Source organism: Burkholderia sp. ZZQ-2, assembly GCF_050768715.1.
GTDB lineage: Bacteria > Pseudomonadota > Gammaproteobacteria > Burkholderiales > Burkholderiaceae > Burkholderia > Burkholderia cepacia.
Genome location: NZ_LDVA01000081.1, coordinates 1 through 739, shown reverse-complemented (window position 1 = coordinate 739; position 739 = coordinate 1). Strand labels below are relative to the sequence as shown.

Annotated in this window: 1 protein-coding gene; it reads right to left on the bottom strand. The window is 74.6% G+C overall.

Translation table 11 applies throughout. The annotated features are described in order from the left end of the window. On the bottom strand, window positions 1-739 hold a 739-nt coding region (locus ABY44_RS03665; protein WP_431640872.1), incomplete at both ends, for a tetratricopeptide repeat protein.

Here is a 739-nt window from a genome sequence, read left to right as displayed (position 1 = left end):
GCCGCGCACGAGCTGGATGATCGCCAGGTTGAAACGGTAGGACGCGTCGTCGGGCGCCAGCTCGCACGCGCGCGCCGCGAAGCGCTCGGCATCGTCCCAGCGCTGCGCCTCCTTCATCGCCATCGCGACGTTGTTCATCGCGAGCGCGTTGTCGGGCGCGAGCTCCACGAGCCGCGCGGCGCATGCGAGCGCGCCGTCCAGGTCGTGCGTCGCGATCCGCGCGACGACGAGGTTGATCCATGCCTGCGCGTCGCGCGGATCGGCGCGCACGGCCGCGTCGAGCAACGCGATCTCCTCCGCGCGGTCGCTGCCCGACAGCCGCAGCGCGATCGCGAGGTTGTTGCGCAGCGACGGCCGCCCGGCGTCGAGCGCCAGCGCCGCGCGATACGGCGCCACGGCGTCCGCGTGACGACCCGCCATCTGCAGCGCGTAGCCGAGATTGAAGTACGCGGTCGCGCCCGGCTGCACGCGCGCCGCGCATTCGGCGAGCGCGACCGCATCGGCCGTGCGCTGCCGCGTGAGGAGCGCGCCGGTGAGCTGCGCGAGCGCATCGGCGTCGACCGCATGCAGGTGCGCGGCGGCGGCCAGCCACAGATCGTGCGCGGCGGCCTCGCCGCGCGCCTGCGCGTCGGCGGCCTGCCCGAGCAGCGCGAGGAAGGGCGGAAGCAGCGGAATGAGGATGTCGGTCGGATCGTCCATGCAGTCGGGATCGGCAAGCGGTGGCGCGGCACGCGCCGCG